Annotated in this window: 22 protein-coding genes; 13 read left to right on the top strand and 9 right to left on the bottom strand. The window is 73.4% G+C overall.

The window, feature by feature from the left end:
* Positions 1-125: 125 nt before the first annotated feature.
* From thiE to ABZW32_RS11755, 3 genes are all read left to right on the top strand, one after another.
* Positions 126-764, top strand: coding sequence for a thiamine phosphate synthase (thiE, locus tag ABZW32_RS11765; RefSeq protein WP_356214359.1), 639 nt, complete (start codon positions 126-128; stop codon positions 762-764).
* Between the two features lie 68 nt (positions 765-832).
* Positions 833-1,747 (top strand): methylenetetrahydrofolate reductase [NAD(P)H], encoded by a 915-nt coding sequence (gene metF / locus ABZW32_RS11760; RefSeq protein ID WP_356214357.1) that lies wholly within the window; start codon positions 833-835, stop codon positions 1,745-1,747.
* A gap of 49 nt (positions 1,748-1,796) precedes the next feature.
* Positions 1,797-2,690, top strand: a complete 894-nt coding sequence (locus tag ABZW32_RS11755; RefSeq protein ID WP_356214356.1) for a hypothetical protein — start codon at positions 1,797-1,799, stop codon at positions 2,688-2,690.
* A 16-nt stretch (positions 2,691-2,706) separates the two neighbouring features.
* Here ABZW32_RS11755 and ABZW32_RS11750 read toward each other — a convergent pair whose 3' ends face one another.
* From ABZW32_RS11750 to ABZW32_RS11730, 5 genes are all read right to left on the bottom strand, one after another.
* Complete coding sequence (locus ABZW32_RS11750; RefSeq protein ID WP_356214354.1) at positions 2,707-4,128, bottom strand: NAD(P)/FAD-dependent oxidoreductase; 1,422 nt, start codon at positions 4,126-4,128, stop codon at positions 2,707-2,709.
* A 54-nt stretch (positions 4,129-4,182) separates the two neighbouring features.
* On the bottom strand, positions 4,183-4,809 hold the full coding sequence (locus ABZW32_RS11745) for a DUF4126 domain-containing protein (RefSeq protein WP_356214352.1): 627 nt from the start codon (positions 4,807-4,809) through the stop codon (positions 4,183-4,185).
* 98 nt (positions 4,810-4,907) lie between these two features.
* Positions 4,908-5,309: a DUF3040 domain-containing protein gene (locus tag ABZW32_RS11740; protein ID WP_030227982.1), complete on the bottom strand. Its 402-nt coding sequence runs from the start codon at positions 5,307-5,309 to the stop codon at positions 4,908-4,910.
* A gap of 294 nt (positions 5,310-5,603) precedes the next feature.
* Positions 5,604-6,362 (bottom strand): methyltransferase, encoded by a 759-nt coding sequence (locus ABZW32_RS11735; protein ID WP_356214350.1) that lies wholly within the window; start codon positions 6,360-6,362, stop codon positions 5,604-5,606.
* Between the two features lie 76 nt (positions 6,363-6,438).
* On the bottom strand, positions 6,439-6,921 hold the full coding sequence (locus tag ABZW32_RS11730; RefSeq protein WP_356214348.1) for an SAV_6107 family HEPN domain-containing protein: 483 nt from the start codon (positions 6,919-6,921) through the stop codon (positions 6,439-6,441).
* Between the two features lie 233 nt (positions 6,922-7,154).
* Between ABZW32_RS11730 and ABZW32_RS11725 the strand changes: the two genes are divergently transcribed.
* From ABZW32_RS11725 to ABZW32_RS11715, 3 genes are read left to right on the top strand one after another with little or no spacing between them, the layout of a single operon-like run.
* Positions 7,155-8,252, top strand: coding sequence for an ATP-binding cassette domain-containing protein (locus ABZW32_RS11725; RefSeq protein ID WP_356214346.1), 1,098 nt, complete (start codon positions 7,155-7,157; stop codon positions 8,250-8,252).
* Entirely contained in the window at positions 8,224-10,311 is a 2,088-nt protein-coding gene (locus tag ABZW32_RS11720) for a YhgE/Pip domain-containing protein (RefSeq protein WP_356214344.1), read from the top strand. Before ABZW32_RS11725 ends, ABZW32_RS11720 begins: the two co-directional genes overlap by 29 nt.
* 29 nt (positions 10,312-10,340) lie before the next feature.
* Complete coding sequence (locus ABZW32_RS11715) at positions 10,341-10,973, top strand: TetR family transcriptional regulator (RefSeq protein ID WP_356214342.1); 633 nt, start codon at positions 10,341-10,343, stop codon at positions 10,971-10,973.
* Between the two features lie 330 nt (positions 10,974-11,303).
* On the opposite strand, the gene ABZW32_RS11710 is transcribed toward ABZW32_RS11715, so the two are convergent.
* From ABZW32_RS11710 to ABZW32_RS11695, 4 genes are all read right to left on the bottom strand, one after another.
* The gene (locus ABZW32_RS11710; protein WP_356214340.1) at positions 11,304-13,718 is read right to left on the bottom strand and encodes a DUF3488 and transglutaminase-like domain-containing protein; all 2,415 of its coding nucleotides are present in this window, start codon (positions 13,716-13,718) and stop codon (positions 11,304-11,306) included.
* Positions 13,715-15,073 (bottom strand): DUF58 domain-containing protein, encoded by a 1,359-nt coding sequence (locus ABZW32_RS11705; RefSeq protein ID WP_356214339.1) that lies wholly within the window; start codon positions 15,071-15,073, stop codon positions 13,715-13,717. Before ABZW32_RS11705 ends, ABZW32_RS11710 begins: the two co-directional genes overlap by 4 nt.
* Positions 15,073-16,083, bottom strand: a complete 1,011-nt coding sequence (locus tag ABZW32_RS11700; RefSeq protein ID WP_356214337.1) for a MoxR family ATPase — start codon at positions 16,081-16,083, stop codon at positions 15,073-15,075. The genes ABZW32_RS11705 and ABZW32_RS11700 overlap by 1 nt, the downstream gene beginning before the upstream one ends.
* A gap of 137 nt (positions 16,084-16,220) precedes the next feature.
* A complete protein-coding gene (locus tag ABZW32_RS11695) occupies positions 16,221-16,772 on the bottom strand; it encodes a carbonic anhydrase (protein WP_356214335.1) in 552 nt (183 codons plus the stop codon).
* A gap of 312 nt (positions 16,773-17,084) precedes the next feature.
* Here ABZW32_RS11695 and rsmH point away from each other — a divergent pair, with 312 nt between their 5' ends.
* The 7 genes from rsmH (at position 17,085) to murD (ending at position 26,333) form a co-directional block, all read left to right on the top strand.
* Positions 17,085-18,044: a 16S rRNA (cytosine(1402)-N(4))-methyltransferase RsmH gene (gene rsmH / locus ABZW32_RS11690; protein ID WP_356214333.1), complete on the top strand. Its 960-nt coding sequence runs from the start codon at positions 17,085-17,087 to the stop codon at positions 18,042-18,044.
* Complete coding sequence (locus ABZW32_RS11685; RefSeq protein ID WP_356214331.1) at positions 18,041-18,571, top strand: hypothetical protein; 531 nt, start codon at positions 18,041-18,043, stop codon at positions 18,569-18,571. The genes rsmH and ABZW32_RS11685 overlap by 4 nt, the downstream gene beginning before the upstream one ends.
* Before the next feature lie 78 nt (positions 18,572-18,649).
* Complete coding sequence (locus ABZW32_RS11680; RefSeq protein ID WP_356214329.1) at positions 18,650-20,680, top strand: penicillin-binding protein 2; 2,031 nt, start codon at positions 18,650-18,652, stop codon at positions 20,678-20,680.
* A gap of 61 nt (positions 20,681-20,741) precedes the next feature.
* Complete coding sequence (locus ABZW32_RS11675) at positions 20,742-22,436, top strand: UDP-N-acetylmuramoyl-L-alanyl-D-glutamate--2,6-diaminopimelate ligase (protein ID WP_356214327.1); 1,695 nt, start codon at positions 20,742-20,744, stop codon at positions 22,434-22,436.
* Complete coding sequence (murF, locus tag ABZW32_RS11670) at positions 22,433-23,857, top strand: UDP-N-acetylmuramoyl-tripeptide--D-alanyl-D-alanine ligase (protein WP_356214325.1); 1,425 nt, start codon at positions 22,433-22,435, stop codon at positions 23,855-23,857. Before ABZW32_RS11675 ends, murF begins: the two co-directional genes overlap by 4 nt.
* On the top strand, positions 23,854-24,924 hold the full coding sequence (gene mraY / locus ABZW32_RS11665; protein WP_030228019.1) for a phospho-N-acetylmuramoyl-pentapeptide-transferase: 1,071 nt from the start codon (positions 23,854-23,856) through the stop codon (positions 24,922-24,924). The genes murF and mraY overlap by 4 nt, the downstream gene beginning before the upstream one ends.
* Complete coding sequence (gene murD, locus ABZW32_RS11660) at positions 24,906-26,333, top strand: UDP-N-acetylmuramoyl-L-alanine--D-glutamate ligase (RefSeq protein WP_356214323.1); 1,428 nt, start codon at positions 24,906-24,908, stop codon at positions 26,331-26,333. The genes mraY and murD overlap by 19 nt, the downstream gene beginning before the upstream one ends.
* The last annotated feature ends 7 nt before the right edge of the window (positions 26,334-26,340 follow it).

The raw sequence follows: 26,340 nt of genomic DNA, 5'->3' as shown, positions 1-26,340 counted from the left end.
TCGCTCTATTGGCGCCCGGTTGGTTATCCCCGCCGCCCCGGGCCCGCCCCTCTTCCCGCCCTACCCCCGGGGGGGGGGCCCCGCGGCCGGCCCCCCACACCGCCACCACACGGGGGTACACACCCATGCAGCAGCTGTCCGACGCCCGGCTCTACCTGTGCACGGACGCCCGCAAGCGGCAGGGCGACCTCCCCGAGTTCCTCGACGCGGCCCTGTCCGGGGGCGTCGACATCGTCCAGCTCCGCGACAAGGGCATGGAGGCGGGCGAGGAGCTCGAACACCTCCGGGTCTTCGCCGAGGCCGCCCGCCGCCACGGCAGGCTCCTCGCCGTCAACGACCGCGCCGACGTCGCCCACGCCATCGGTTCCGACGTCCTGCACCTCGGCCAGGGGGACATCCCCGTCCCCGCCGCCCGCGCCATCCTCGGCGACCGCGTCCTGATCGGCCGCTCCTGCCACGCCGAGTCCGAGGTCGACGCCGCCGTCGCCGAGCCCGGCGTCGACTACTTCTGCACCGGCCCCTGCTGGCCCACCCCCACCAAGCCCGGCCGCCACGCCCCCGGCCTCGACCTGGTCCGGTACGCGGCCTCCCTCGGCCAGGACCGCCCCTGGTTCGCCATCGGCGGCATCGACGCCGCCAACCTGGACGAGGTGCTGGACGCCGGAGCCACCCGCGTCGTGGTCGTCCGCGCCATCACCGAGGCGGCCGATCCCCACGCCGCCGCCCACGAACTCTCCAAGCGGATCCGCGCCCGGCTGGGTTAGTGTCCAAAAACGTGTCCAATGGATGGACAGCGCTTCGGAGTCCGCGAACGCGCGTCTAACCTGCCCGTATGGCCACTGGTACCGCTTCCACCTGGTCGGACCGTGCGCACACGGTCCGCGACCTCCTCGCGTCCGGGCGCTCGTACTCCTTCGAGTTCTGGGCCCCGAAGACCGAGAAGGGCGAGCGCAACCTCTGGAACGCCCTCCGCCGCATCGAGGCGGTCTCCCCGAGCTTCGTTTCGGTCACCTACGGAGCCGGCGGCTCCACCCGGGGCGGCACCGTCCGCGCCACCGAGCAGATCGCCGCCGACACCACCCTGACCCCCGTGGCGCACCTGACCGCCGTCGACCACTCCGTCGCCGAGCTGCGCCACGTCATCGGCCAGTTCGCGGACGCCGGCATCCGCAACATGCTCGCCCTGCGCGGCGATCCGCCGGGCGACCCCATGGGCCCCTGGGTCAAGCACCCCGAGGGCGTGGACTACGCCGCCGACCTGGTGCGCCTGCTCAAGGAGTCCGGCGACTTCTGCGTGGGCGTGGCGGCCTTCCCCGAGATGCACCCCCGTTCGGAGGACTGGGACACGGACATCCGGCACTTCGTGGACAAGTGCCATGCGGGCGCCGACTACGCCATCACCCAGATGTTCTTCGATCCCGAGAATTATCTGCGGCTGCGCGACAGCGTCGCCAAGGCGGGCTGCGAGACCCCGATCATCCCCGAGGTCATGCCTGTTGTGGGCATCAAGCAGCTCGACCGGCTGCCGCAACTGAGCACCGCGGTCTTCCCCGCGGATGTGAAAGAGCGCATGCTCGCCGTCAAGGACGATCCGGCCGCTGTACGCTCCATTGGCATCGAGTTCGCCACGGAGTTCTGCGCGCGGCTGCTGTCCGAGGGTGTCCCGGGGCTGCACTTCATCACGCTGAACAATTCCACGGCGACCCTCGAAATCTACGAGAACCTGGGCCTGCACCAGCGGGCCTGAGCGGCCGTCCCCGTTCCCGCGCCGACGGCCGTACCGAGAGGGGCCTTGCATGGGAATGACGGTCCTCTACATCGCGTTCGGCATCGTCGCGCTGTGGCTGCTAGCCGAGGTCCTGATGCAGTACAAGGCCCGGCTCCGCTGGCGCCTGCTCGCGTTCGCCGGATTCCTGGGCGTGGTGGCCGGGGTGGTGCTGCCCTCCGTCCTCGTGATCGCCGCGGGCGCGACCGCCTTCGCCGTCGGCCAGACCCTGGTGACGCTGTCCTTCCGCAAGGGCTTCGTGGCCGGCTGGGCGCTGCGCCGCGGCGGTGAGCCCGTACGGCAGGAGCGCGGCCGGCGCCGGTCCGGCGGTGCGCCGCGCCCGGCGAAACCGGAGCTCAAGGTCAGCGACCTGGAGTACGGCTCCCCGGGCCCGGACGGCACGCCCGCGGACGCGAGCCCCGGCTCCGGCGACGAGGTGTTCACCCCGCAGCCGGTGCCCGAGGAGACGGGCTCGTACGGGATACAGAGTTTCGCCCCGGACCGGCCGGACGCCACCGCCGCGTTCGCCTCGCCCTTCACCGGCGCCGAACAGGACGCCCAGCCGTACGCGGCCTCCTACGACGCCGGACAGGGCCAGGGCGGCTACGACTACACCGGCTACCCCGCGGGCGAACAGCAGGTCTACGCCGCCTACTCGGACCCCTACATCGGCACCGGCGGCGCGGTCACCCCGCCGGCTCCCGACAACTACCCCGACTACACGGCCTACACCGCCTACCCGGCGTACTCCGACCCCGGGCAGCAGTACTCCACGGACACCCCGCCCGGCGGGGTCTGGGTGCCGCAGCAGCGCGCCACGGACCACCAGCAGCAGCCCTATCCGGAGCAGGACCCGCAGGGCTACCCGTACCAGAACAACGGCAACGCCCACGGCAACGGCGACCAGGGGCAGTACCGCTACTGACGCGGGGCGCCGGGGCTCACTGCGAGCCCCGGAACTCCGCCCCCTCCACGATCAGCCCGGCCACCAGGGCCCCGGTCATCCCGGCGTGTGCCAGTCCGCCGCCGGGGTGGGCCCAGCCGCCCGCCAGGTACAGCCCCGGCAGGGCCGTCGTGTTCGCCGGGTACAGCAGCCGCCCGCCGGCTCCGGCGAGGGCGGGCGGGGGCACCGAGCCGCCGAGCGCGCCGGTGGCCGCCTCCACGTCCTTCGGGGTGCGCACCCGCATCCACAGCATCCGCGAGCGCAGCCCCGGCACGGCCCGCGCGGCGAGGTCCAGCAGCTCCTCGGGGTCCGGGACCGGCGCCCCGCCCGCGGGGCCGCACACGGCGGTCACGGTGACCGCCTCGTGGTCGGCGTCGGGCCGGGTGGCCGGGTCGTCCGGGCGCAGCACGGTCACGTCCAGCCCGGGGGAGTGCACCAGGGTGCGGTGGACGGCGTCGGCCGGGCGGGCGCCGCGCAGGGCCAGCAGCAGGGTCAGCCGCGCGGGCACCCCGTCGCCGCGGGCCGGAGCGCCGCCGTGCGGCCAGGACACGGACTTGGCCGGCAGCCGCCGCGGGTCGATCCCGCAGACGACGGAGTCGGCGGTCGCCTCGGTGCCGTCGCCCAGCAGCACCCCGGCCGCCCGGCCGCCCCGCGCCAGGACCTCCCGCACCGGGGTGCCGAAGGCGAAGGTGACCTTCCGCTCCAGGCAGCGCTCGTACACGGCGGTGGCCAGCTCGCGCATGCCGCCCCGGACGTACCAGCTGCCGAAGGTCTGCTCCATGTACGGCAGCGCGGCCGCCGAGGCGGGAGCGGCGTCCGGGTCCAGCCCGTACGCCCGCACCCGGCCGGCCAGCAGCTCCCCGAGGTGGCCGCCCAGCTCGCGCGAGGCCACCTCCGCCAGCGAGGGCGAGCGGCGGCGCAGCAGGCCGCTGCCGCGGAGCGCCGGATAGGGGTCGCGGCCCAGGACCTGCCAGTCGGGGCGCAGGGGCTCCTCCAGCAGGGGGCGACGGGTGGCGTCCCAGGTGTCGCGGGCGCGCCCCAGGACGGCGTTCCAGCGCTCGCCCGCGCCCTTCCCGAAGGCCCCGTCGAGGACGGCCGCGACCCCGCCGCGCGAGGCGCCCGGCAGGGTGACGGTGGTGTCGCCCAGGACGTGGCGGACGGCCGGGTCCAGCTGGACCATGTCGACGAGGTCCTCCAGGGGCCGCTTGCCGGTCTTCACGAACAGGTCGCGGTAGACGGCGGGCAGGTGCAGCAGCCCGGGGCCGGTGTCGAAGGAGAAGCCGTCCTGCTCGTACCGGCCGACCGATCCGCCGTAGGAGTCCCCCCGCTCGTACACCGTCACCTGGTGCCCCGCCACGGCCAGCCGGGCCGCCGTCGCCATCGCGCCCATGCCGGCGCCGATCACCGCAATTCTCGCCATGCGGCTGAGCCTATCGAGCGAGGTCAGGGCATCGGACCGGTGGTGCCCCCGGTGTCAGGGGAGCGGGGTGCCGGTGGCCGCGCGGGCCTCGGCCGCCAGGCGTTTCTCCTCCCGGCGCCCGGCACGGCGGCGGCGGAAGCGGCGGATGCGGCTCCACAGGTAGACCACCAGGGCCAGGCCGAGGGCCAGCAGGACGGCGGTGACGACCGCGGCGGCCCACGGGTTGAAAACGGCGAAGGTGACGAGGCCGGCCACCCCGAGGTCCTCGGCGATGCTGACCGCGATGTTACTGAAGGGCTCCGGCGAGGTGTTGACCGCCATCCGGGTCCCGGCCTTGACGAAATGGCTGGCCAGAGCGGTGGAGCCGCCGATCGCGCCGGCCGCGATGTCGGTGAGGGAGCCGCTCTGCCCGGCCAGCAGGGCGCCGACCACGGCACCCGAGAGCGGCCGGATCACGGTGTGGACGGTGTCCCAGAGGGAGTCCACGTACGGGATCTTGTCGGCCACCACCTCGCAGAGGAAGAGCACGCCCGCGACGATCAGGACGTCGGTGCGCTGGAGCGCGGCCGGGACCTCGTCGGTCATGCCGGTCGCGCCGAAGACGCCGAGCAGGAGGACCACGGCATAGGCGTTGATCCCGCTGGCCCAGCCGCTGGTGAAGACCAGGGGGAGCACACTCACACGGGCATCATGCCCCAGGACGGGCCCTGTGGGCGAAATGGGTGAGGGGACCGCCGCAGCGGGGCGGCCGTCCCCTCACCGATGGTGTCCTTGTGGGGCTACTGCCCCTGTTCGTCACGGCGGCGCTGCCACCGTTCCTCGATGCGGTGCATCATCGACCGACGCTGGCGGTTCTGGCCTCGGGCCGATCCGCCGGTACTGCCGGAGACGGGCTGCTCGCCGGGCTTGGGTGCCTTGCGCCAACCGGTGACCACGAGGACCGTACAGGCCAGCATGACGAGGAATCCCACCACGCTGATCCAGAGCACTTCCTGCCAGATCACACCGGTCATGAGGAGCGCGATACCCACCACAATGCCTGCGACTGCCTGGTATACCCGTCGCCGGGTGTACGTGCGCAGTCCACTACCCTCAAGCGCTGTCGCGAACTTGGGGTCTTCGGCGTACAGCGCTCGCTCCATCTGCTCGAGCATTCGCTGCTCGTGCTCCGAGAGCGGCACGGGAGTCCTCCTCATCCGTCGGTCGCGGGGGGTAGCGACCAGGGGTCCCCTTCAGGATAGGCGGGGAATCGCCCCCGTGATACCCGCCCTCTACGCCACATTCTGCAAACCGCTGAGCCAACGAAAACGCGGTGGCGGTGAAGCGATGCGTCAAACGTACCGTCGCCAGCGCGGTCACTGAGGCGCTTATTCCCCAATGAGTTCTCCGCCATGCCGAACGGTGTCTCCGATCATACGGGGCGCGGCGTCGGTTCGGAGGGTGTGCGGCCGAGCCCGTTCGCGCATGGCCGCAGATCAGGCGGGCTTCTCTCCCAGGACGTGCAGCTGGGTGGCGACCGCGTGGAAGGCCGGCAGCTCGGCGGCGGCCTCCTCCAGTCGCAGCAGCGCCTCCACCGCTCCGGGCTCGGTGTCGACCAGGACGCCGGGCACCAGGTCGGCGAAGATCCGCACTCCGTGGACCGAGCCGACCTCCAGGCCGGCCCCGCTGACGAGCTCGCTGAGCTGGTCGGCGGTGAAGCGGCGCGGGACCGGGTCGCCGGAGCCCCAGCGTCCGGCCGGGTCGGTCAGGGCGGTGCGGGCCTCGGTGAAGTGGCCGGCCAGGGCGCGGGCGAGGACGGCCCCGCCGAGCCCGGCGCCGAGCAGGCTGAGGATGCCGCCGGGGCGCAGGGCGGCGACGGTGTTGGCCACGCCCTCGGCCGGGTCGTCCACGTACTCCAGCACCCCGTGGCAGACCACCACGTCGTACGCGTCCCGCTCGACCACGTCCAGGAGGCCCTGGGCGTCGCCCTGGACCCCGCGCACCAGGTCGGCCACGCCGGCCTCGGCGACCCGGCGCTCCAGCCCGAACAGGGCGTTCGGGCTGGGGTCGACCACGGTCACCCGGTGGCCGAGGCGGGCCAGCGGCACCGCGAACATCCCGGTGCCGCCACCGGTGTCCAGCACGTCCAGGACGTCCCGCCCGGTCGCCTTCGCGCGGCGGTCGAGGGCCTCCTTGAGGACCTCCCACACCACGGCGGTGCGGAGGGAGGCGCGGGGGCGGGAAGTGTCCGACACGGCTGATGGCTCCTCGGCGCGTAAGGGTGGGTGAGCGCTGCGTGCCCCACCCTATTGCCTCGGCCGACCGGGCAGGTCATCCCGCGTGGGGACGCTCCGGCCGGGGCTGCGGGAGGGGCTGCGCCGGGGGCTGGAGCGCGAGCATCCGCTCCACCAGCCGCAGGAACATCCCGGCCTCCCGTACGAGGTCGTCCGCGTCCCGGGGGCTGGCCGCATCCGGTATCCCCGCCTCGGCCCGGGCCCGGCGGGCCGCGCCGGAGGCGAACAGGGCGCTCCACTCGGTCAGTTCCGGCGCTATCTCCGGGAGCACCTCCCACGCGCTGCGGATCCTGGGCCGCCGCCTCGGTCCGGCCGGCTCCGGCCGCCCGCGCGCGGCCAGTACGGCCGCGGCGGCGCGCAGCGCGGCCAGGTGGGCGGTGGCGTACCGCTCGTTGGGCCGGGGCAGCAGGGCCGCCTCGGCCAGGCCGCTGTGGGCCTTGGCGAGCAGGTCCAGGGCGGCCGGTGGTGCGGCGGCCCTGCGCGGGACGGGGTGGACAGGGGACGGGGACGGTGTGGCCATGACGAACCTCCTGTCGTTGCGTGGTGCTCGGCGGTGGTGCGGGCGGCCGTGCCGGCGTGCGCGGCCGTGGATCCATCGTGACGGCCCCCACTGACAATCGCGCTGACCTGCACCTTCTCCTCCGGTCCGCCCCGAGGCCCCCCTCGGGTGCGGCCGTTGGTCCTGGACCTGATAGTTTTTGAACTGACCGGTCAGTTCAAAAACTTCGACGGATTCGACAGAAGGGGGACGGCGTGGACAGCCCGCACGGCGCGGCCGTCAAGGCCGAGGGCTTCGGACTCAAGGGCCCGCGCGGCTGGGTCTTCCGGGGCGTGGACCTCCACGCGGCGCCCGGTTCGCTGATCGCGCTCGAAGGCCCCTCCGGCAGCGGCCGGACCTGCCTGCTCCTCGCCCTCACCGGGCGGATGAAGCCCACCGAGGGCCACGCCGAGATCGGCCGCCACCGGCTGCCGAAGAAGATGGCCTCGGTCCGCCGGATCTCCGCCCTCGGCCCGGTCCCCGGGGTCAACGACCTCGACCAGGCCCTCACCGTCGCCGAGCAACTGCGCGAGGGAGCCCTGCTCCAGCGCCGCTACGACGGCCCCCTGCGGGCCCTGCTGCGCCCGCGCGGCGAGCGCCGCGCCTCCACCGAGGCCCGCATCGCCGCCGCCCTGGCCGCCGTCGGACTGGACCCGGCCACCCTGCCCAAGGGGTCGCGGACCTCCGTGCGCGACCTGGAGCGGCTGGAGAGCGTACGGCTCTCGCTGGCCGTCGCCCTGCTCGGCAACCCCCGGCTGCTGGCCCTGGACGACCTCGACCTCAAGCTCTCGGACGCCGAACGGGCCGAGGCCTGGGCCCTGCTGCGCTCCATCGCCGACCGGGGGACCACCGTCCTCGCGGTGTGCAGCGAGGCACCGGAGGGCGTCACGGTGCTCCGTACGGTCGCGCCCGGGGCGCCCGCCACGGCCGCCGCCCCCGCCGCCCCCGCCCGCCCGGCCGTCGCCCGCGAGGCCGGTCCGAAGATCACCTGGGGCCTGTCCGGCGGCCCCGCGTCCCCCGCGGACGCGGACGCCGCCGCCGGTCCGGCCCCGGACAACGACACGGACGGCACGACGGCCGGCACGACCGACGGCACGACGGACCGTACGGCGAAGGGCACGACCCGCGGCGAGCCCGGCACCGGCGAGGACGGCGGGGCCCCGGACGCCTCCACCGCCGAGAAGACCGCCGCCGGCAAGAAGGCGGCCACTGCCGAGAAGACCGCCGCCGGCACGGAGCCCACCACCAAGACCACCGACGACGAAGACCCGAAGGGGGCGGACGATGCGCTCGCCGAAACTGGCCGCGCTTGAGCTGAAGCGGTTCGGGAGGGGGAAGCTGCCCCGGGCCGCTCTCGTCGCGCTGCTCCTCCTGCCGCTGCTCTACGGCGCCCTGTACCTCTGGTCGTTCTGGGACCCGTACAGCCGTCTCGACAAGGTTCCCGTCGCCCTCGTCAACGCGGACCGGGGCACCACCGTGGACGGCAAGCGCCTCGACGCCGGCGGTGAGATCACCAAGAAGCTGCACGACAGCAAGACGTTCGACTGGCACGAGGTCAGCCAGGCCGAGGCGGCCAAGGGCCTGGAGAACGGGAAGTACTACCTCTCCCTCACCATGCCCGCCGACTTCAGCGCGAAGATCGCCTCCAGCGGCGGCGCCGACCCCACCACCAGCGCCCTCCAGGTCCGCACGAACGACGCCAACAACTACATCGTCGGCTCGATCTCCCGCACCGTCTTCTCCGAGGTCCGCTCGGCCGCCTCCACGAACGCCTCCCGCGGCTTCCTCGACAAGATCTTCGTCTCGTTCTCCGACCTGCACGACAAGACCGCCGAGGCCGCCGACGGCGCCGACAAGCTCAAGGACGGCGCGGGCAAGGCCCAGCAGGGCGCGAAGGAACTCGCCGACGGCCTCGACACGGCCAAGGAGAAGAACGGCGAGCTCACGGCCGGACTGAAGAAGCTCAACTCCGCCGCCGGCCAGCTGGAGAGCGGCACGAAGGACCTCGCCGCCGGTACCCAGACCCTCGCCGACAAGGTCAACGGAGCCGCCGAGAAGGCCCGTCCGTTCGTCAAGGACCCCAAGAACCTCGCGGACACCGCCAAGCTGGTCGCCGACACCGCCCAGGTGACGAACAAGCACCTCGACAAGTTCGCCGAGAAGGCCCCGGCCGCCGCCTCGGTCGCCAAGCAGCTCGCCTCCCTCACCGACAGCACCTACACCCAGTACTGCGCCGTCCCCAACGCCCAGCTGCCCGCGGGCTTCTGCGAGCGGCAGAAGAAGATCAGGGACGACGCCGCCCAGGCCGCCCTGCTCTCCGCGGACGTCAACACCCTCGTCGGCAACAGCAACGGCGACATCGCCAAGCTCCGCGACCAGCTGAGCGACCTGGAGGCCAAGGCCCGCGAGCTCGTCGCCAAGGCCCCCGGCCTCTCCTCGGACCTCGAAGGGGCCGTCGCCAAGGTCAACGCCCTCAACACCGGCGCCCACAAGGCCGCCGACGGCATGGCCCAGCTGCACACCGGCATCGGCACGGCCGCCGGCGGCTCCGGAGCCCTCGGCGAGGGCGTCGGCAAGCTCGGCGACGGTGCGCACAGCCTGAACGGCGGCATGTTCAAGCTGGTCGACGGCACCGGCGATCTCGCCGGCGGCCTGCACGACGGCGCCGGCAAGATCCCCGACTACGACCAGCAGCAGCGCGACGCCCGCACCCAGGTCATGGCCGACCCGGTGAAGCTCGCCAACCAGTCGCTGCACAAGGCACCCAACTACGGCACCGGCTTCGCCCCGTACTTCATCCCGCTCTCCCTCTGGGTCGGCGCGATGGTCGCCTACATGCTGATCGCCCCGCTCAACAAGCGGGCCCTGGCCGCCGGCGCCTCGCCCTGGCGGATCGCCCTCGCGGGCTGGCTCCCCGTGGCGGGCCTCGGCGCCGCGCAGGTGGGCGCGCTGATGTCGGTGCTCCACTGGGGCCTCGGCCTGGAGATGGCCCGCCCGGCCCTCACCATCGGCTTCCTGTTCCTGGTCACCGGCTGCTTCGCGGCGATCGTCCAGTGGCTCAACGCCAAGTTCGGCGCGGCCGGCCGGATCCTGGTGCTGGCCGTCCTGATGCTCCAGCTGACCTCGGCCGGCGGCACCTACCCCGTCCAGACCAGTCCGGGCTTCTTCAACGCCATCCACCCGTACCTGCCGATGTCGTACATCGTCGAGAGCCTGCGCCGCCTCATCACCGGCGGCGACCTCGCCCCGGTGTGGCAGGGCTGCGGGGTCCTGGTGGCCTTCACCGTGGGCGCCCTGGCGCTCACCGCGCTCGCCGCCCGCGGCAAGCAGGTGTGGACGATGGACCGGCTGCACCCGGAACTGAGCCTGTAGGGGGCTGTTGACCTGTGAGAATCAGCGCCATGGAAAGCAGCAGCACCGGTACGGGCACCGGCGGCGCACGCCGCCAGGCCACCCGGCAGAAGCTCTACGAAGCCGCCGTCACGCTCATCGCCGAACAGGGTTTCTCCGCGACCACGGTCGACGAGATCGCCGAGCGGGCCGGCGTGGCCAAGGGCACCGTCTACTACAACTTCGCCAGCAAGACCGAGCTCTTCGAGGAGCTGCTGCGCCACGGGGTCGGTCTGCTGACCGCCTCGCTGCGCACCGCGGCCCAGGAGACCGAGGCGCGCGGCGGCAGCCGGATCGAGGCCCTCGACGCCATGATCCGGGCGGGACTGGTCTTCATCGACCGCTACCCGGCCTTCACCCAGCTCTACGTCGCCGAGCTGTGGCGCACCAACCGGGCCTGGCAGTCCACCTTGATGGTGGTCCGCCAGGAGGCCGTGGCCGTGGTGGAGACGGTGCTGCGCGAGGGCGTCGAGCGGGGGGAGCTCAGCACCGAGATCGACGTGCCGCTGACGGCCGCCGCGCTGGTCGGCATGGTGCTGGTGGCCGCGCTGGACTGGCAGGCCTTCCAGAGCGAGCGGTCGCTGGACGACGTCCACTCGGCGCTGTCGCTGCTGCTGCGGGGCCGGGTGAGCGGGAGCCGCTGACCCCCGGTCGGCGGTGCCCTCGGGGGACCGGGGCGGCGTAGAACTGAGTATCCGTACCTAGGTGCACAGATGAGTACGCGTACGGATGGCTCCCACCTGCGCGGACAGCAGACTGGGGGCATCGGACGGGGCGCACGGCCCGCACCGCGGACACGGGGCCGCGGAGCGGACCGGGGCCCTGGCCGGGAGTGTGGGGGGACCCGGTGACGGGAACGCCGGTGCGGTCGGGCTCTGGAGGAACGAGCCCGACCGCACCGGCGTTTTGCCGTCCTCGCGCGCCGCCGCGGAAACCGAGCGCCGCCGCGGAGACCGCGCACGCCGCGCCCGGCTTCAGCCGCGGCCGCGCAGGGGAAGGCGGAAGCGGGCTGAGAGGGCCGAGGCACGGGCCGAGAACGCGGCCAGCCGGGCCGAGAGGGCCCAGGAGACGCGGGCCGCCGACCGGGGGAGCAGCAGCGCCCGGAGCCGGCCCGGCCGGGTCGCGGACGCCAGCAGCGCGCTCCGGGCCAGGAGGACGTCCTCGGACAGCCCCGGAGCGGAGGTCTCCGCGCCGGGCGGGGCGTACAGCGCCCGCTCCACCGCGTCCGCGACCCGGTGCACCGCCTGCGCGGCGTCCCCGTCCAGCCGGCCCAGGACCACCACGCGGGCCGCGGCCCGGCGCGGGGAGAGCGCCTCGTCGGGCGGGATGCCCACGTCCCAGGCGGCGTCACCGAGCTCCCGCCACGCGGTGAGCACGTCCCCGCCCGCCAGCCGCCGACGGCGGACCCGGCGGCGCCACAGCAGCGGCAGCAGGGGCAGCCCCAGCAGGACCAGCACGGCCGCGCCCCAGCCGATGACCGCACCCACCGGCAGGCCGCCGGAACCGGGAGCGGTGGACCGCTTCGGCGCTGCGGCCCCGCACTCGCCGAGCTTCTTCAGCTCCGGCGGGCAGGCGTCGTTCTGCGAGGGGGCCGCCGAGGGCGCCGCCGCGGACTGCGAGGGCAGCGCGGACGGCGCGGACGGCTGCGGGAGCGGGGCGGCGGCGCGGCTGTAGTCCGGCACCGAGATCCCCGAACGGGGCGTCGGCTCGAACCGGGTCCACCCCACGCCCTCGAAGTACAGCTCGGGCCAGGCGTGCGCGTCCCGCATCGAGACGTTCACACTGCCGTCGGACTGCTTCTCGCCCGGGGTGAAGCCGACCGCCACGCGCGCCGGGATGCCCAGCGTGCGCGACATCGCCGCCATCGAGAAGGCGAAGTGGACGCAGAAGCCCTCCTTGTCCTGGAGGAAGCGGGCGATGGCCTGCGAACCCGTCCCCGAGGACACCTTCGTGTCGTAGCGGAAGCCGCCGTTCACCGCGAAGAAGTCCTGGAGCCGCACGGCCCGGGTGTAGTCGTCCGGCGCGCCCTGCGTCACCCGCCGGGCCGTCTCCGCCACCACCGGCGGCAGGTTGTCCGGCACCTTGGTGTACTCGGCCTGCACGAAGGGGTTCGGGCCCGGGGCGGACTGCAGCTGCGCCGCCGTCGGCCGCAGCAGCAGGCTCCGTACCGTGTACTGCGCGCCCTGCACGTTCTGGAAGCGGTCCTTGCCCAGCTGGTCGCCGACCAGGGTCCGGCCGACCGGTTCGTACCGCCACTTCCCGGCGATGTCCACCTGTGTCGCCGGGTACGGCATCGGCAGGTAGCGCTGGGCGTACGTCTCCGCCGCCGAGACGGTGGTGCGGATCTCGGCGGCGCCCTCGCGGACCCGTTCGCTCAGCCCCGCGGGGTTCGGCAGCCGCTCCGGCACGTCGGTCAGGGGGCGCCCGGAGGCCTCCCACTTGACCCCGTTGAACTCGTCCAGCGCCAGGATCCGCAGGTACTGCTCGCCCAGCTGCGGGCTGTCCGTGCGGTACTTGAGCACCACCCGGTTGTCCTGCGCGTTCAGGCTGGACTGGAGCGACACCAGGGGGTTCACCGCGGAGATCGTGCCCCCGCCGCCCGCCGTGGCGGAGTCCTCACCGGGGCGGCCGAGCACCCCGCCGCCGAGCGCGGGCAGCGCGGCCGGCACCGCCAGCGCCAGCCCCAGCGCGGCCACGCCGATCCGGCGGCCGGTGCGCACGGGCGCCAGGGCCCGCCCGCCGCCGGAGCCGCCGCCGTAGCCCGAGGCGGCGGACACCCGCGCGCTCGGGGCCGCGCCGAAGACCCGGCCCCACTGGGCGAGCCGGTCGCGGCCCTCGGACAGCAGCAGCATCAGGTAGCCCGCGCCGGCCAGCAGGAAGGCGAACCAGGAACCGCCCCGCTCCGCCGACAGCCCGGCCGCCACCGAGTACAGCGCCAGCAGCGGGAGCCCGGCCGCGGCGGCCGAGCGCAGCGTGACCGCCAGGGCGTCGACGAGCAGGCCGATCAGCAGCACGCCGCAGAGCAGCAGCAGCCGGATGCCGTCCGTCAGGGGGGCCGGTATCGCGAACTCGCCGACGTCCCGCACGCCCTGCTGGAACAGTCCGCCGAAGTCGGTGACCAGGAAGGCCAGCGGCCCGCTCCCGGTGGACTCGACCTTGTCCGCGAAGAGGAGGGCGAGCAGCAGCAGGGACACCAGCAGCTGCGCGCCCACGGTCAGCGGCCGGGCCAGCGGGATCCGCCGGCCCCCCGCCCCCACCGCCGACTGCACGGCCAGCAGCGCGGCCGCCTGGAGCAGCCAGCCGGAGGTCTCCACCAGCGGGGCCAGTGACCAGGAGGTCAGCAGCGTCGCCAGCGCGGCGAAGAGCGTCACGCGTGCCCGCCCGCTCATACGAGGCCTCCGGGGGTCGTTCCCGTGCCGACGGGGGCGTTGCCCGCCTGCCGCCACAGATCGGCGAAGGCCGCGCCGGGCGGGACGGCCAGTGCCGTCCAGCCGGCGTCGCGCAGCCTGCGCAGCCGCTCTTCCACCCGCGAGGGCGCTGCGGCCCAGGTCGCGGAGTCCAGTACGAACGCCACCGCTCCCGCGCTGCGCTGCCGCATCCGGGCCGCCATTTCCGTCTGTACGTCGTCCAGATCGCCGAAGAACGCGACGAGCAGGCCGTCCCCGCCCGAGCCGAGCCCGCCGCCCGACCCGCGCACGGCTTCGCAGGCGCGGCCGAGTCCGGAGCCCTGGGAGTGGCCGACGACCGCGAGGGTGTCCATCATCAGCCCGGCCGCCTCGGCGGACTCCTGCCCGCCCGAGGAGAAGCCGCCGGCGCCCTCACCGGGCACCGAGTCGCCGGTGTCGGTCAGCAGCCGCACCGAGAAGCCCTGCTCCAGGACGTGCAGCACGGTGGAGGCGGCGGCGGAGACCGCCCATTCGAAGGCGGAGTCGGGGCCCGCGCCCTCGTAGGCGCCGCCCCGGGTGTCGAGCAGGACGGTGGCCTTGCTGCGCTGCGGGGTCTCCTCGCGGCGCACCATCAGCTCGCCGTAGCGGGCGGTGGAGCGCCAGTGGACCCGGCGCAGGTCGTCGCCGCGCCGGTAGGTACGGGGGATCACGTCGTCGTCGCCGGACAGCGCGAGCGAGCGGCGGGTGCCGTCGCCGTAGCCGTTGGCCTCGCCGGTCATCCGGACCGGGGGCAGGGGCTCGGTGCGGGGGACGACGGTGAGGGTGTCGTAGGTGCTGAAGGACCGGGTGAGCTCGACCAGTCCGAAGGGGTCGGTCAGCCGGAGCTGGAGCGGGCCCAGAGGGTAGCGGCCGCGCAGGTCGGAGCGGACCCGGTAGGAGACCTCGCGCTTGCCGCCCGCCTCCACCCGGTCCAGGACGAAGCGGGGCCGGGGTCCCAGTACGTAGGGCACCCGGTCCTGGAGCATCAGCAGCCCGGTGGGGACCCGGGAGACGTTCTCCAGTCGGAGCCGGACGCGGGCCTCGCCGCCGGCGGGCACCCGCGGCGGGGTCAGCCGCCGGTCGCCGGTGACCCGGTGGCGGGTGCGGTGCAGGGTCAGGACGCAGATCAGGGGCAGGGCGACGAGCAGCAGGCCGACGCGGAGCAGCTGGCCCTGGCCCAGTACGTACGCGCACCCGGCGGCGGCGGCTCCGGCGGCCAGGAACGAGCGGCCCCGGGTGGTCAGACCGGCCAGCGAGGCGCGCAGCCCGCCGGGGTCCCTCACCTGCCCGCCGGCGCCGCGCGGGGCACCGGCGCCCATCAGAAGCCCCGGATGCCCGCGCCGGGCGGCATCTCGCCGCGGGCGTGCGCGGCGGGGACGGGGGTGCGCTGGAGGATGTCCTGGACGACCTGCTCGGAGGTGCGCCGGTTGAGCTGTGCCTGCGCGGTGGGCAGCAGCCGGTGCGCGAGGACGGGCGCGGCCAGCTGCTGGACGTCGTCGGGCAGTACGTAGTCCCGGCCGGCCAGGGCGGCGGCGGCCTTCACGGCGCGCAGCAGGTGCAGGGTGGCGCGGGGCGAGGCGCCCAGGCGCAGGTCCGGGTGGCTGCGGGTGGCCGAGACCAGGTCGACGACGTAGCGGCGGACGGGCGGGGCGACGTACACCTCGCGGACGGCCTCGATGAGCTTGACGACGTCGTGGGCGTGCGCGACCGAGGTGAGGTCGTCGAGGGGGGAGACCCCGCCGTGGACGTCGAGCATCTGGAGCTCGGCCTCGGGGCTGGGGTAGCCGACGGAGACGCGGGCCATGAACCGGTCGCGCTGGGCCTCGGGGAGGGGGTAGGTGCCCTCCATCTCGACCGGGTTCTGGGTGGCGACCACCATGAAGGGGCTGGGCAGGGCGTAGGTGGTGCCGTCGATGGTGACCTGGCGCTCCTCCATCGACTCCAGCAGCGCCGACTGGGTCTTGGGGGAGGCGCGGTTGATCTCGTCGCCGATGACGATCTGCGCGAAGATCGCGCCCGGCTTGAACTCGAACTCGCGGCGCTGCTGGTCGTAGATGCTGACGCCGGTGATGTCGGAGGGCAGCAGGTCCGGGGTGAACTGGATGCGCTGGACCGAGCAGTCGATGGACTTGGCGAGCGTCTTGGCCAGCATGGTCTTGCCGACGCCGGGAACGTCCTCGATCAGCAGGTGGCCCTCGGCGAGGAGCACGGTCAGGGCGAGCCGGACGACCTCGGGCTTCCCCTCGATCACGCCCTCGACCGACTCGCGGATCCGCTCGGCCGTGCTGGTCAGGTCAGCGAGGCTCGCTCGGTCGTCGTACGTGGTCACCTGGTTCTCCTCGGCCCTTTCCCAGGGCCGACGCCCTTGGCGCATGAACCGGCCCACCCCGAAACACGGACGCCGTTCCGGAGGGATTCCGGGGGGCGTCCCCCCGCATTCTTGACGCCGTCACGGCCCGGTGTCACTCACGAGGCCGGATCGATCTCCCGCAGGAGCCCCGTGTGCACGTCGAAGACGAAGCCTCGCACATCGTCCTTGTGGGGCAGGAAGGGGTTGGTGCGCACGCGCTGCATGGACTGGCGGACGTCCTGGTCCACGTCGCGGAAGGCCTCGACGGCCCACGCGGGGCGCTGGCCGACCTCGTCCTCCAGCTCGTGCCGGAAGTCCTCGGTCAGGCTTTCGAGGCCGCAGCCGGTGTGGTGGATGAGTATCACCGTCCGGGTGCCCAGGGCGCGCTGGCTGATGGTGAGCGAGCGGATGGTGTCGTCGGTGACGACGCCGCCGGCGTTGCGGATGGTGTGGCAGTCGCCCAGCTCCAGGCCGAGGGCCTTGTGGAGGTCGAGGCGGGCGTCCATGCAGGCCACGACCGCCACGTGCAGGACCGGACGGGCGTCCATGCCGGGGTCGGTGAACTCCGCGGCGTACCGGCGGTTCGCCGAGACGAGCCGGTCGGTGACGGAGTCGCCGCCGGATGCCGCGGCGGCGGGGCTGGTGGGCAGGGATGCGGAAGTCGTCATGGTTACGACGTTAGTGGTCACAGGGCCGTGTGGCATTGAGTGAGGGTGGACAAAGAAGGTCAACGAGCCTTGTTGTGAGCTAACCCACAGGGGTGAGGCGGGGGCCGCCATTCGGGTGATTCGGGGCTTTTGCGTGTTCCCTGTGGGCGGGGCGCACCGGGCGCGGGGCGGTTCGTTGACCGCGGCGACCGTTGCACTAAAGTGACGCGAACCGGCCGGAGCCCGGCCCTCACCCGGCCGCCCGGCCCCCTGGTAAAACTCCGCGTGCGCGGCGCGGCGTACGCCTGCCGCGCCGTTATCTGAGAGGGCGCTTTGACTAGCGAGTCCCGACATGTCCCGGTGATGCTCCAGCGGTGCCTGGACCTGTTGGCCCCGGCGCTGGAGAGGCCGGGGGCCGTAGTCGTCGACTGCACCCTCGGCCTCGGCGGCCACAGCGAGGCCCTGCTGACCCGGTTCCCCGAGGCCCACCTGATCGGCCTCGACCGCGACAAGGAGGCCCTGCGGCTCTCCGGCGAGCGCCTCGCGCCCTTCGGCGACCGGGCCACCCTCGTCCACGCGATCTACGCCGACCTCGCCGAGGTGCTCGACGACCTGGGGATCCCGGCCGTCCAGGGCATCCTCTTCGACCTGGGCGTCTCCTCCATGCAGCTCGACGAGGCCGACCGCGGGTTCGCGTACGCGCAGGACGCTCCGCTCGACATGCGCATGGACCAGACGACCGGCATCAGCGCGGCCGAGGTCCTCAACACCTACGCCCCCGGCGAGCTGGTGCGCATCCTGCGCCAGTACGGCGAGGAGAAGCAGGCGAAGCGGATCGTGTCGGCGATCGTGCGGGAGCGGGAGAAGGAGCCCTTCAGCAACAGCGCGCGGCTGGTGGAGCTGATCCGGGACGCGCTGCCGCAGGCCGCCAAGCGCACGGGCGGCAACCCCGCCAAGCGGACCTTCCAGGCCCTGCGCATCGAGGTCAACGGAGAGCTCTCCGGGCTGGAGCGCGCCATTCCGGCGGCGGTCGACCGGATCGCGGTCGGCGGGCGGATCGCGGTGCTCTCGTACCACTCGCTGGAGGACCGGCTGGTCAAGCAGGTCTTCGCGGCGGGCGCCACCTCCACGGCCCCGCCCGGACTGCCGGTCGTACCGGAGAAGTACCAGCCGAAGCTGAAGCTCCTGACGCGCGGGGCGGAACTGCCCACCGAGGAGGAGATCGCCGAGAACCGGCGGGCCGCCCCAGCGCGGTTCCGCGGCGTCGAGCGCATCCGCGAGGCGCGGCTGTGACCCCGGCGGGCCGCTCCCCGGGCGGCAAGGCCGGCAGGGCGGCCCGCCTCGTCCGGGTGCGGCCCGCCGCCGCCACGGCGGGGCAGGCGGCCCGGATGCCGTTCGTCCTGCTGGTGGTGGCGCTCCTCGGCGGCGGGCTGATCAGCCTGCTGCTGCTGAACTCCGCGCTCAACCAGGGCTCCTTCCAGCTGACGAGGCTGAAGAAGGAGACCACCGCCCTGACGGACGAGCAGCAGGCGCTCCAGCGGGACGTCGACGGCTACTCCGCCCCGGACGCGCTCCAGCGCCGGGCGCACGAGCTGGGGCTGGTGCCGGGCGGCAGCCCCGTCTTCATCGGCTCCGACGGCAAGGTCGCCGGTGCCCCCACCCCCGCGGAGGCACCGCCCGCGCCCTCGCCCCCGGCGGCCTCCCCGAGCCCGGCGCCGGCCGCGTCCGGCGCGTCGCCGGGGGCGCCCGCGCCCGCCACGGGTCAGCCCGCGTCCCCGCAAGCCCCCCAGCCACAGCCGAGCCAGACCCCTGGAAGGTGACGTCGTGACGCGGACCCCTGCGGGGCAATTCCCCGCCCCGCCCTTCCACCGTCCGCCGGGATGGCCGAGGGGGCTCCGGTGAGCCCCAAGGAGCCTCCGCGCCGCAGGGTGACCGGGCCGCCGCGGCCACGGCCCGGCGAGCGGGCGCGGGCCACGGCCCGCCCGGCCTCCCGCCCCGCGACCCGCCGCCCCACCGCGCAGCGCACCCCGCACACCATCCGCCTCGGCAGCCCCAAGCCGCGGCTGCGCCTGGTCGGCGTGGGGCTGACCCTGGTCATGCTGGCCTTCGTCGTGCGGCTCCTCCAGGTGCAGGCCGTCGACGCGTCCGCCTACTCCGCCAAGGCCACCGAGAACCGCTTCGCCAGCTACACCCTGGCCGCGGAGCGCGGGGAGATCACCGACCGCAAGGGCGTGGCCCTGGCCACCAGCGTCGACGCGTACGACATCACCGCCGACCCCAAGATGTTCACGCCGCAGGAGAGCAAGGCCCCCGACGCCCCCGAGCAGGCCGCCGCGCTCCTCGCGCCGATCCTCGGCAAGGACGCCAAGGAGCTCACCGCACGCCTGAAGACCAAGAACACCCGCTACGTGATCCTGGCCCGCCGCCAGACCCCCCAGGTCTGGAACCAGATCAAGGACCTCAAGAAGCTCTTCGCCGACAAGGCCGCCGCCGACAAGCGCGGCAACGGCCCCGGCGCCAACGTCATCGCGGGCGTCTTCAACGAGGTCAGCAGCAAGCGCGTGTACCCGAACGGCGACCTCGCCGCCGGGATACTGGGTTACGTCAACGCCGAGGGCAAGGGCGGCGGCGGCCTGGAGTCCTCCCTCGACAAGAAGCTGTCCGGCAAGGACGGCCGGCTCACGTACGCGCAGTCCGGCGGCCGCCGCGTCCCCACCGCGGGATCCAGCGAGAAGCCCGCCGTACCCGGCGACGACATCGAGCTGACCATCGACCGCGACATCCAGTGGGCCGCGCAGTCCGCGATCGCCGAGCAGGTCGAGAAGTCCGGCGCCGACCGCGGCTACGTGGTCGTCCAGGACACCCGCACCGGCGAGGTCCTGGCCATGGCCAACGCCCCCGGCTTCGACCCCAACGACCTGACCCGGGCCCGTTCCGCCGCCATGGGCAACGCCGCCCTCCAGGACGTGTACGAGCCCGGATCGACGGCCAAGGTGATCTCGATGGCCGCCGTCCTGGAGGAGAAGAAGGCCACCCCCGACACCCACGTCGAGGTCCCCAACCGGCTGCACCGGGGCGACCGGCTCTTCAAGGACGACGTCGACCACCCGACCTGGTACCTGACCCTCAACGGGGTCCTCGCCAAGTCCTCGAACATCGGCACCATCCTGGCCACCGGCCAGCTCGGCGCCACCCAGCCCGAGGCCAACAGGGTCCTCTACTCCTACCTGGACAAGTTCGGCATCGGGCGCCCCAGCGGCCTCAACTACCCCGGCGAATCCCGCGGCATCCTCGCCAAGCCGGAGGCCTGGTCCACCTCGCAGCAGTACACGATCCCCTTCGGCCAGGGCCTGTCGCTCAACGCCATGCAGGCGGCCTCCGTCTACTCCACCATCGCCAACGGCGGGGTCCGGATCACCCCGACCCTGGTGCGCGGCACCAAGGGCCCCGACGGCCGGTTCACCCCGGCCCCGGCACCCGAACAGACGCGCGTGGTCAGCCAGGGGACCGCCAAGACCCTCGCGGAGATGCTCGAATCCGTGGTCGACGACCAGGAGGGCACCGGAACCAAGGCCCGCATCCCCGGCTACCGGGTCGGCGGCAAGACCGGCACCTCCAACCGGGTGGATCCGGCCACCGGCCGCTACAAGGGCTACACCGCCTCCTTCGCCGGCTTCGCCCCGGCCGACAACCCGCGGATCACCGTCTACTGCGCCATCCAGAACCCCACCAAGGGCAGTTACTTCGGCGGCCAGATCTGCGGCCCCATCTACAAGACGGTGATGGAGTTCGCGCTCAAGACCCTCCAGGTCGCACCCACCGGAACAGCCCCCGCAGGACTCCCGGTGACCTTCGACGGCGGCCCGCCGCCCGCCACCCCGAACAACACCCCGACCGGCCCGCAGACCAGCCCGCAGCCCAGCCCGTAGACCGGCCCGCAGTCCGGGCGGCGAACCGGCCGCCCGGCCAGAAACGCGTGAGGCACCATCAGTGACAACCATCACCCCGAAACCCGGGAACCAATCGGCCGACGGCGCCCAGGGCGGGCCCTCGCTTCGCGAGCGGCCCGCCGCGCCCGGTACGCTCACCGCCGTGCCCCACGCTGATCAGCCCAGAACCGCCCAGGAAGACGCCCCGGCAGCGCCGCCGGGAGCGCCCCGGCCCGTGTCCGCCCGCCCGACCCCTCTGGGCGAGCTGGCCACCCTGCTGGGTCTGCCCGATTCAGGCGCCACACCGATCACCGGCATCACGCACGACTCCCGTGCCGTGCGCCCCGGCGATCTGTACGCCGCCCTGCCCGGCGCCCGGCTCCACGGCGCGGACTTCGCCACGCAGGCCGCCGCCCTCGGCGCGGCCGCCGTGCTGACCGATCCGGCGGGCGCCGACCGCGCCGCCGCGACCGGCCTGCCGGTGCTCACCGTCGCCGACCCGCGCGGCCGGATGGGCGAGCTCGCCGCCGAGATCTACGGCCGCCCGGGCGAAGCCCTGCTCCAGCTCGGCATCACCGGCACCTCCGGCAAGACCACCACCGCGTACCTCGTCGAGGGCGGCCTGCGCGCGGCGGGCAAGACCACGGGACTGGTCGGCACCGTCGAGATGCGCATCGGCGACGAGCGCATCAAGTCCGAGCGCACCACCCCCGAGGCCACCGACCTCCAGGCCCTGTTCGCCGTCATGCGCGAACGCGGCGTCGAGGCCGTGGCCATGGAGGTCTCCAGCCACGCCCTGGTGCTGGGCCGGGTCGACGGATGCGTCTTCGACGTCGCCGTCTTCAACAACCTGAGCCCGGAACACATGGAGTTCCACTCCGACATGGAGGACTACTTCCAGGCCAAGGCGCAGCTCTTCACCGAGCGCCGCGCCCGCCTCGGCGTGGTCAACGTCGACGACGAGTACGGCCGCCGCCTCGCGAAGGAGGCGCCGATCCCGGTCGTGACCTTCTCCGCCGCCGGCGACCCGGCCGCCGACTGGCGCGCCGAGGACGTGGTCAGCGGCCCCATGGACTCCACCCTGACCCTGGTCGGGCCCGAGGGACAGCGCGTACGGGCCACCGCCCCGCTGGCCGGCCCGTTCAACGTCGCGAACACCGTCGCGGCGATCGTCACGCTCGCCGCCGCCGGGCTGGACCCCCAGACCGCCGCCGACGGCGTCGCCGCGGTCCCCGGCGTCCCGGGCCGCCTGGAGCGGGTCGACGCGGGACAGCCGTACCTGGCCGTCGTCGACTACGCCCACAAGACGGACGCCGTCGAGTCGGTGCTGCGCGCCCTGCGCGAGGTCACCACCGGCAAGCTGCACATCGTCCTCGGCTGCGGCGGTGACCGCGACACCACCAAGCGCGCCCCGATGGGCGCCGCGGCGGCCCGGTACGCCGACGTCGCCGTCCTGACCTCCGACAACCCGCGCTCCGAGGACCCGCTCGCGATCCTCGCCGCGATGTTCGAGGGCGCCGTGTCGGTGCCGCCCGCCGAGCGCGCCACCGTCCTCGTCGACGCCGACCGGGCCGCGGCCATCGCCGCCGCCGTCGCGCGCGCCGGGGCCGGGGACACCGTCCTCGTCGCCGGCAAGGGCCACGAGCAGGGCCAGGACACCGCGGGCGTCGTACGCCCCTTCGACGACCGCGCCGTGCTCCGCGCGGCCATCGAGACCCAGCAGCGCAGCGCCCGACAGGCCGAGGTGAACCAGTGATCGACCTTTCCCTCGCCGAGATCGCCGACATCACCGGCGGGCGGCCCCACGACATACCGGATCCCTCGGTGCGGATCGGCGGCCCCGTCGTCATCGACTCCCGCCAGGTGGAGCCCGGGAGCCTCTTCGCCGCCTTCGAGGGCGAGCACGTCGACGGCCACGACTACGCCGAGCGCGCGGTCGCGGCGGGCGCCGCGGCCGTCCTCGCCACCCGCCCCGTGGGCGTACCGGCGATCGTGGTCCCCGACGTGGAGAAGGCCCTCGGGGTCCTCGCCCGCACCGTCGTCGAACGCCTCGGCACCGACGTGGTGGCGCTGACCGGCTCGGCCGGCAAGACGTCCACCAAGGACCTCATCGCCCAGGTGCTCCAGCACCACGCGCCCACGGTGTGGACGCCCGGTTCCCTCAACAACGAGATCGGCCTGCCGCTCACGGCCCTGAAGGCCACCGCCGAAACCCGGCACCTGGTCCTGGAGATGGGCGCCCGCGGCATCGGCCACATCGCCTACCTGACCGGCCTGACCCCGCCGCGCATCGGCCTCGTCCTGAACGTCGGGACCGCCCACATCGGCGAGTTCGGCGGCCGCGAGGCCATCGCCCAGGCCAAGGGAGAGCTGGTCGAGGCCCTGCCGGCCGAAGCCGACGGCGGGGTCGCCGTCCTGAACGCCGACGACCTGCTGGTGCGGGCCATGTCCGCCCGCACCAAGGCCCGTACCGTCCTGTTCGGGGAGGCCGAGGACGCCGACGTACGGGCCACCGAGGTGCGGATGACACCCGCCGGACAGCCCTCCTTCACACTCCACACCCCGACCGGGTGCAGCGATGTGACCTTGCGGCTGTACGGTGAGCACCACGTGTCGAACGCGCTCGCCGCGGCCGCCGTCGCCCATGTCCTGGGCATGTCCGTCGAAGAGATCGCCACAGCGCTCTCCGCGGCGGGCACGCTGTCACGGTGGCGGATGGAGGTCACCGAGCGCGCGGACGGCGTGACGATCGTCAACGACGCCTACAACGCGAATCCCGAGTCCATGCGGGCCGCCCTGCGCGCACTTGCCGCGATGGGCGACTCCGCCAGGGCGAGGGGGGGACGTACGTGGGCGGTGCTCGGCCCCATGGCCGAGCTCGGCGACGCTGCGCTGGCCGAGCACGACGCGGTGGGACGGCTCGCCGTCCGGCTCAACGTGAGCAAGCTCGTGGCAGTCGGGGGCAGGGAAGCGTCCTGGCTGCAACTGGGCGCATATAACGAGGGTTCGTGGGGTGAGGAGTCGGTGCTCGTGTCCGACGCGCAGGCGGCGGTGGACCTGTTGCGCAGTGAACTGCGCCCGGGGGACGTCGTGCTGGTGAAGGCTTCCAGGTCGATCGGCCTGGAGCGGGTCGCGCAGGCGCTGCTCGACAGCGAGGGCGAGGTCGCCGGCCGATGAGGCAGATCCTGTTCGCGGGTGTCATCGGTATGTTCCTCACCGTCATCGGCACCCCCCTCCTGATCAAGCTGCTGGCCCGCAAGGGCTACGGCCAGTTCATCCGCGACGACGGCCCCCGCGGCCACGCCGGCAAGAAGGGCACGCCCACCATGGGCGGTATCTCCTTCATCCTGGCGACGCTCATCGCGTACGCCGCGACGAAGGCGATCACGGGCGAATCCCCGAGCATGTCGGGCCTGCTCGTGCTCTTCCTGATGGCGGGCATGGGCCTGGTCGGCTACCTCGACGACTACATCAAGATCGTCAAGCGCCGCTCGCTCGGTCTGCGGGCCAAGGCCAAGATGGCCGGCCAGCTGATCGTCGGCATCGCCTTCGCGGTCCTCGCGCTGCAGTTCTCGGACTCGCGCGGACTCACCCCGGCCTCCACGAAGCTTTCGTTCGTCACGGACTTCGGCTGGTCGATCGGCCCCGTGCTGTTCGTGGTCTGGGCCCTGTTCATGATCCTGGCCATGTCCAACGGCGTGAACCTGACCGACGGTCTGGACGGCCTCGCCACCGGCGCCGCCGTGATGGTCTTCGGCGCCTACACGTTCATCGGCGTCTGGCAGTTCCAGGAGTCCTGCGTCAACGCGCAGACCCTGACCAACCCGAACGCCTGTTTCGAGGTGCGCGACCCGCTGGACCTCGCGGTCGTCGCCTCCGCCCTGATGGGAGCCTGCTTCGGCTTCCTGTGGTGGAACACCTCGCCCGCCAAGATCTTCATGGGTGACACCGGCTCGCTCGCCCTCGGCGGCGCGCTCGCGGGCCTCGCCATCTGCTCCCGCACGGAGTTCCTGATGGCACTGCTCGGCGGCCTCTTCGTGCTCATCACGATGTCGGTCGTCATCCAGGTCGGCTCCTTCAAGCTGACCGGAAAGCGCGTCTTCCGCATGGCGCCGCTCCAGCACCACTTCGAACTCAAGGGCTGGTCCGAAGTCCTCGTCGTGGTCCGCTTCTGGATCATCCAGGGCATGTGCGTGATCGTCGGTCTCGGTCTCTTCTACGCGGGATGGGCAGCAGACAAGTGACCTCCTGGCAGGACAGGAACATCACCGTCGCCGGCCTCGGCGTGAGCGGCATCAGTGCCGCCCGCGCCCTGGCCGGCCTCGGCGCCGTCGTGACGGTCGTCGACGGCGGAGACAGCGAGGGCCACCGCTCCCGTGCCGCGGAGCTGGAGGCGGCGGGGATCTCCGTACGCCTGGGCGACGCGGAGACCCTCCCCGAGGGCACGGGCCTCGTGGTCACCTCGCCGGGCTGGAAGCCCGACAGCCCCCTGTTCGCGGCCGCGGCCGAAGCCGGGGTGGACGTCGTCGGCGACGTCGAGATCGCCTGGCTGCTGCGCGGCGAGAACGCCGCGCCCTGGCTCGCCATCACCGGCACCAACGGCAAGACCACCACCACCCAGATGCTCGCGTCGATCCTGCGCGCGGCCGGTCTGAAGACCGCGGCCGTCGGCAACATCGGCACCCCGATCATCGACGTGGTGACCGGCGAGGAGACCTACGACGTCCTCGCCGTCGAGCTCTCCAGCTACCAGCTGCACTGGGCGCCCTCGGTGCGCGCCCACTCGGCCGCCGTCCTGAACCTGGCCCCGGACCACCTGGACTGGCACGGCTCCATGGACGCCTACGCCGCCGACAAGGGCCGCATCTACGAGGGCAACACGGTCGCCTGCGTCTACAACGTCGCCGACCCCGCCACCGAGGCCCTGGTCGTCGAGGCGGACGTCGAGGAGGGCTGCCGGGCCATCGGCTTCACCCTCGGCGCCCCCGGCCCCTCCATGCTCGGCGTGGTCGACGGGATCCTCGTGGACCGCGCCTTCGTCGAGAACCGGCAGAAGAACGCCCAGGAGCTCGCCGAGGTCAAGGACGTCAACCCGCCGGCCCCGCACAACATCGCCAACGCCCTCGCGGCGGCGGCCCTCGCCCGCGCCTTCGGCGTGGAACCGCGAGCGGTCCGCGACGGCCTGCGCGACTTCCGCCCCGACGCCCACCGCGTCTCGTACGTGGACGAGGTCGGCTCGGTCACGTACATCGACGACTCCAAGGCCACCAACACGCACGCCGCGGAGGCCTCCCTCGCGGCCTTCGAACCGGTCGTCTGGATCGCCGGCGGCCTGGCCAAGGGCGCCACCTTCGACGAACTCGTCCAGAAGTCCGCCGACCGGCTGCGCGCGGTGGTGCTGATCGGCGCCGACCGGGCGCTGATCGCCGAGGCACTGGCGCGACACGCCCCCGAGGTCCCGGTCGTCGACCTCGAACGGACCGACACTGGGGCGATGCTCGCAGCGGTCCGGGAGGCGGCCCGGCTCGCGAAGCCCGGCGACACGGTCCTGCTCGCTCCCGCGTGTGCCTCGATGGACATGTTCGCGAACTACAACAAGCGCGGGGACGCGTTCGCCGACGCCGTGCGCGAACTGGCCGCCGAGAGCGCCTAGGTCGATC

The sequence above is a fragment of the Streptomyces sp. NPDC004667 genome (assembly GCF_040609475.1).
In the GTDB taxonomy this organism is placed as follows: Bacteria; Actinomycetota; Actinomycetes; order Streptomycetales; family Streptomycetaceae; genus Streptomyces.
Note: the sequence above shows the minus strand (reverse complement) of the source record. Positions and strands in the feature narration are given on the sequence as shown.

What these genes read in the sequence shown, in the direction of transcription:
- thiE (WP_356214359.1), top strand. Translation starts at nt 126, where the DNA reads ATGCAGCAGCTGTCCGACGCCCGGCTCTACCTGTGCACGGACGCCCGC.
- metF (WP_356214357.1), top strand. Translation starts at nt 833, where the DNA reads ATGGCCACTGGTACCGCTTCCACCTGGTCGGACCGTGCGCACACGGTC.
- ABZW32_RS11755 (WP_356214356.1), top strand. Translation starts at nt 1,797, where the DNA reads ATGGGAATGACGGTCCTCTACATCGCGTTCGGCATCGTCGCGCTGTGG.
- ABZW32_RS11750 (WP_356214354.1), bottom strand. Translation starts at nt 4,128, where the DNA reads ATGGCGAGAATTGCGGTGATCGGCGCCGGCATGGGCGCGATGGCGACG.
- ABZW32_RS11730 (WP_356214348.1), bottom strand. Translation starts at nt 6,921, where the DNA reads ATGGCCACACCGTCCCCGTCCCCTGTCCACCCCGTCCCGCGCAGGGCC.
- ABZW32_RS11720 (WP_356214344.1), top strand. Translation starts at nt 8,224, where the DNA reads ATGCGCTCGCCGAAACTGGCCGCGCTTGAGCTGAAGCGGTTCGGGAGG.
- ABZW32_RS11715 (WP_356214342.1), top strand. Translation starts at nt 10,341, where the DNA reads ATGGAAAGCAGCAGCACCGGTACGGGCACCGGCGGCGCACGCCGCCAG.
- ABZW32_RS11710 (WP_356214340.1), bottom strand. Translation starts at nt 13,718, where the DNA reads ATGAGCGGGCGGGCACGCGTGACGCTCTTCGCCGCGCTGGCGACGCTG.
- ABZW32_RS11705 (WP_356214339.1), bottom strand. Translation starts at nt 15,073, where the DNA reads ATGGGCGCCGGTGCCCCGCGCGGCGCCGGCGGGCAGGTGAGGGACCCC.
- ABZW32_RS11695 (WP_356214335.1), bottom strand. Translation starts at nt 16,772, where the DNA reads ATGACGACTTCCGCATCCCTGCCCACCAGCCCCGCCGCCGCGGCATCC.
- mraY (WP_030228019.1), top strand. Translation starts at nt 23,854, where the DNA reads ATGAGGCAGATCCTGTTCGCGGGTGTCATCGGTATGTTCCTCACCGTC.
- murD (WP_356214323.1), top strand. Translation starts at nt 24,906, where the DNA reads ATGGGCAGCAGACAAGTGACCTCCTGGCAGGACAGGAACATCACCGTC.